This is a genomic window from Peptoniphilus indolicus ATCC 29427, from assembly GCF_000227315.1.
In the GTDB taxonomy this organism is placed as follows: domain Bacteria; phylum Bacillota; class Clostridia; order Tissierellales; family Peptoniphilaceae; genus Peptoniphilus; species Peptoniphilus indolicus.
Window position 1 is genome coordinate 812,891 of the sequence record NZ_JH165061.1, and the last position, 3,925, is coordinate 816,815.

Sequence of the window (3,925 nt, forward strand, 5' to 3'; positions counted from 1 at the left end):
TAAAAAATTTAATGGAAACAAAGATGAGGCATTTAAAGCTGTAATAGATATGACCAAAAAACTAACCGATAATAACAATTTAGAATACAATGTTGAAATTTATGAGAGTAGCAAAGATACAGGATATACTAACTTGGCAATAATGTACACAATGCAAAAGAATAGAGTAATTCCAGGAATAGTTGACGTAAAAGATGTTTTAGAGATATATAATAAAGCTTGTACTATTATGATAGATACAAGAGATTTAGCATATATGGGAAGTGTACTGGCAAGAGATGGTGTTAATTTAAAAGGTGAAAAAATACTATCTAAGAAAAACTCAAGAATTTTAAGAACTCTTATGGCAATTTGTGGAACTTATGATTATTCAGGAGATTTTGCAGTGGATATAGGGATTCCGGCAAAAAGTGGAGTTGGAGGAGGCATATTAGCCACTATAAAGAATGGAATGAGTATAGCTACTTATTGCCCAGGCTTAGACTCTAAAGGGAATTCTTTAGTCGGAATAAAATATTAGAAAAATATCAAATGAATTAGAATTTAGTATTTATTAAACAGTTATAGAATTGATTTTTTATTTAAAGATTAAATATGTGTAGGTGATAAATGTGAATTATATAGAATTTGGAGAAAAAATATCTGATCATCTAAGGAGCTTAAGAGCAGAGTTACACAGTAATCCTGAGCCTTCAACTTTTGAAGAAATTACATCTCAGATAATATTAAAGGAACTAAAAAATATTGGGATTACAGACATACAAACAGGTTTAGGGAATGGAAAGCATGGAATTATAGCAAACATAGCGGGTGGTTTGCCAGGTAAAAAAGTAGCCCTAAGAGCAGATATGGACGCTTTAGCTATTGAAGAAGAAACTGATTTAGAATGTACTTCTAAAAATAAAGGATACATGCACGCTTGTGGACATGATAATCATGTTGCAATGGTACTTGGAGCGGCAAATATCATATATCAGAATAAAGATAAATTAAAAGGTAGTGTAAGATTGATATTTCAACCAGCAGAAGAACTTTCTCCAGAAGGCGGAGCAAAGTCTATGATACTTGAAGGTGCATTGAAGGACGTGGATGCTATTTTTGGGTTCCATGTATGGCCTGAGCTACCATTTGGAGTTATGGGATTTAAAGAAGGTCCTTTGATGGCAGCATCAGATCACTTTTATGTAAATATAAAGGGTAAAGCATCTCACGCAGCTGGACCTGAAAACGGAGTGGACGCAATAGTTGCAGGGTGCGAATATGTTGGCGCTATTCAACATATAGTGAGTAGAAATATTTCAGCAATTGACAATGTTGTTATAACAGTTGGAACTATAAATGCAGGGACTAGATATAATATCGTAGCCGAAGATTTTAAGGTTGAGGGAACTTGTAGAACTCTATCTCCAGAAATTAGGGATTTAGTTGAAAATAGGTTAAAAGAAATTTTAGAAGGAATATGCAAGGTATATGGTTGTAAAGGTGAGCTAGACTATCAAAGAGGGTACATTCCTTTAATAAACGATTCTGAAATGACAAAGTATGCAAAAAAAGTGGCTTTAGATTTATTTGGAGAAAAATATGTTCAAGATGTAAAAGAACCTGTTTTAAAAGCTGAAGATTTCGGATTTTATTTAGCAGAAAAACCGGGATCATTTATTTGGTTGGGAACAGCGGAACAAGATAAAGACTATTGGCCTTTGCACAATTCTCACTTCTCACCAAATGATGAAGTGCTGTATAGAGGAAGTGCAATGCTAGCCAAGTTGGCATTTGAGTTTACAGAAAGCAATAAATAAAATTAGAAAATGGTATTGTGTTTGAAGTTGATTTTTACACAATACCATTTTTAAGTTAAATAAGTTTTTAAATTATGTTTTCAATTTGATTCTATTAATGTTTTTGTATACAAAATAATTTACATTTCACATTGATTATATTTACTGTTCATTATAGCACAATATGAGTTAAAAAATATATAATTTAAATCAAAGAATTTATATACCAAATATGGTTGACAAAAAATAATGTTAGTAGTAAGCTTAAGCTAATCAAAAGAGGAGGTGGGGAAGTGAGATTAAAAGTAGATTTATTATTAAATAAAGACGAAATTCCAAAAGATAAAAATAGAATTTTTATATCTTTATTTAAGACAATATTATTAAAATCAGATGAAGAGGTATATCGTGAGTTATATGAAAGTGGTGCTAAAAGAAAGAAGTTTACATTCTCGCTAAACATGCCTAAATGTAAATTTAATAGAGAAAGCATTACTATTCCAGGGAAAAAGGTGAGTCTATTTTTCTCAGCGGCTGATTTGAAGTTGGGGATTGTATTTTACAATGCCTTTGTAAGGTCAAAAGGAGATGTGATTTCGTACAAAGATTTAGAATTAAAGATAGTGAATATATCTTTATTGAATGAAAAGCTATTTACTGGGGAGTGTGTAGTCTTTAAAACTAGCTCTCCAATTGTGGTGAGAGAGCATCACAAGGAAAATAATACTGATTGGTATCATTCATTAAGTGATAACAAAGGCTATGAGTTGTTTATTGAAAATTTAAAAAATCAAATTTTAGAAGATTTGCCAGAAAGTATTTATGATTTAGATGAGATTGATGTAAAAGTGATATCCAATAAAACGGTAAAAGTAAAACACTATGGAATAGAAGTTCTTTCCAATTTGACAACTTTGAAAGTAACTGCAAAACCATACATATTAAGTTATATGTTGAATGCGGGAGCAGGGAATTTTAAAAATAGTGGTTTTGGAATGCTTACAGTAGTATAGGAGGAGGTATGGAGAAAAGAATTGAGTTAAAAACAGGAGATTGGTTGTACAATACAGGATTGCTCGGATTATATAATATATTAAAGTATAAAGATGAGTATGTTGAAGTATCAAAAGAGGGAATTAGTTTTGAACTTGAAGCACTTGAAAAATTTGAAGAATATTATTTTAAGTATTTGATTGACACATATTATTTAACACTTTCAATTAATAGGATAGTGTCATTTGAAAATAGTATTTTAAATTGGGAGTCAGAAGATTTTAAAAATTTTAATGATAAGTCATTGGAAAACCTTAACATACAAATAGATAATGTAAAGAAATACATGATAAGTAATTCATATAAAAAAGCATACTCATTGATAGATAGTGAGTTCAATCCATTAGTTAAGGAAAAAGAATTAAAAAAGATTAAGCTCTCTAAAAAAGATACTGTAGAAAGTAAGATGTCAGAAATTAAATATCAAATTTCACTACTCAAAGAAACTATAGATTATTTTAAGTTTAAGGATACTAAAAAATATATAGGAGCCCAAAATATAATTTATAATATAATTCGTAATGCATGGGACAATGTTAGCATACTTAATAGACAAAATAAAAATCCTGATATGTATGATGAAATTGCAAATTATTTTGTAAAACCGGCAATTGAATATTTAGATGAATATGAAGAAAAGAAAAATAAATCAAGATATTTATGTATGTCATGTGGTTCAAGGATTTCATCTTTGAATAATGATATTTGCTTTATAAGAGAATTAGGATTTGATACAAAGAAAAAAAATAGTCACGTATATGATTTTAATAATTATGTAGGAATATGTCCAATGTGTAAACTTGTGTACACTTGTATTCCAGCTGGATTTACTTACGCCTATAATAGAGGGCTATTTGTAAATTATTCTAGCAACTTTAAGAACTTAATAGAAATAAATAATAATATCAAAGAGGATGTATTCAAAGAAATCAATAAAAATACTTCAATTTATTATGCAATTCAAAAAAATATGGATGAAAAGTCAAATGAAGATATGAAGTATGAGTTATCCGATGTTCAAATAGTAAGATTTTTTAGAAATATTGATTCGGACCAGGTAAAGTATTCTTTCAATATTTTGAATAGGCCAATTC

At 29.4% G+C, this 3,925-nt stretch carries 4 protein-coding genes; all 4 read left to right on the top strand.

The window, feature by feature from the left end; translation table 11 throughout:
* The coding region (locus tag HMPREF9129_RS03710; RefSeq protein WP_004820492.1) for a glutaminase at positions 1-520 on the top strand (520 nt) is incomplete at its 5' end.
* Positions 521-611: 91 nt separating this feature from the next.
* A complete protein-coding gene (locus tag HMPREF9129_RS03715) occupies positions 612-1,799 on the top strand; it encodes a M20 metallopeptidase family protein (RefSeq protein ID WP_115312055.1) in 1,188 nt (395 codons plus the stop codon).
* Between the two features lie 272 nt (positions 1,800-2,071).
* Positions 2,072-2,791 (top strand): CRISPR-associated endoribonuclease Cas6, encoded by a 720-nt coding sequence (cas6, locus tag HMPREF9129_RS03720; protein ID WP_040552280.1) that lies wholly within the window; start codon positions 2,072-2,074, stop codon positions 2,789-2,791.
* Positions 2,792-2,799: 8 nt separating this feature from the next.
* A partial coding sequence (locus tag HMPREF9129_RS03725) for a Cas8a1 family CRISPR/Cas system-associated protein (protein WP_004820498.1) occupies positions 2,800-3,925 on the top strand: 1,126 nt, incomplete at its 3' end.